We start from the raw sequence: 1,103 nt of genomic DNA on the forward strand, positions 1-1,103 counted from the left end.
AGAGTTTTTAGATTTAGATAAGATATTTTCGTTCGTGAAAATGCTTTTTCCTTCAGGATTGAATAAGCTGAAATTGGCTTTTTTGCCTTCGGCAATGGTTTGTGATTCTCCCGAAATTTCGGGACAAAAAGTAGTTTTTCCAGCAGTCAATTTTTCGATAATTTTTTCTAAAGGCAATACAGTTAACAAAACACCAAAAGCACTTTCCAAACCAATTGTTCCGTTTTTGGCCAAATCAAATTCCATTTTTTTGTGTTCAATATCAATAGGATTATGGTCAGTTGTAATCATATCGATCGTATTGTCCAGAATTCCTGCAAGTAATGCTTTTCTGTCGGTTTCTGTTCGCAACGGTGGCGAAACTTTGAATCTGGTATCGAAATTTTCTAGTTTTTCATCCGTTAAAACTAAATGATGTACGGCAACGCTACAAGTAACGTTCAATCCTTTGGCTTTGGCTTCCTTGATTAATTCAACTGATTTTGCTGTAGAAATGGTTGGAATATGCAATTTTCCGCCACTATATTCCAGTAGAAACAAGTTTCTGGCGATTTGCAATTCTTCGGCTAGATTTGGAATTCCTTTCAATCCCAATCTTGTAGAAACCACTCCTTCATTGGCAACGCCGTTTCCTTTGATGTTCGAATCTTGGGCAAAAGCAATGACCAATCCATCAAAATCCTGAACATATTGCAAGGCTATTTTCAGCAAATTGGCATTGTCTAAACTGGTGTTGTAATCGCCAAAAGCAACTGCACCTGAATTTTTCATATCGAATAATTCCGCCATATCTTTTCCTTCGCTTCCTTTAGTCAAAGCACCAATTGGGAAAAGTTCGGTGGCAAATCCATTGGCTTTGCTTTTTACAAAATTTATTTGCGATTGGTTGTCGATAATCGGGTAGGAGTTGGGTTGCAAAGCAATGGCAGTAAAACCGCTTTTTGCAGCAACATTCAAACCGTTTGCTATGGTTTCTCGGTCTTCAAAACCAGGTTCTCCAAGTGAAACACTAGAGTCAAACCAACCTTTTGAAACGTGTAAATTATCGAGTTTTACTTCCTCGATATTTTCTGTATTTGAAAGAGATTTTCCTATTTTGTTAA

At 37.1% G+C, this 1,103-nt stretch carries 1 protein-coding gene; it reads right to left on the bottom strand.

Annotation, left to right across the window (positions count from 1 at the left end; translation table 11 throughout):
• Positions 1 to 1,103 (bottom strand): dihydroorotase (locus tag EKL98_RS16965; protein WP_126563237.1); only part of this gene is annotated, 1,103 nt, incomplete at both ends.

It is taken from the genome of Flavobacterium bomense (genome assembly GCF_003970355.1).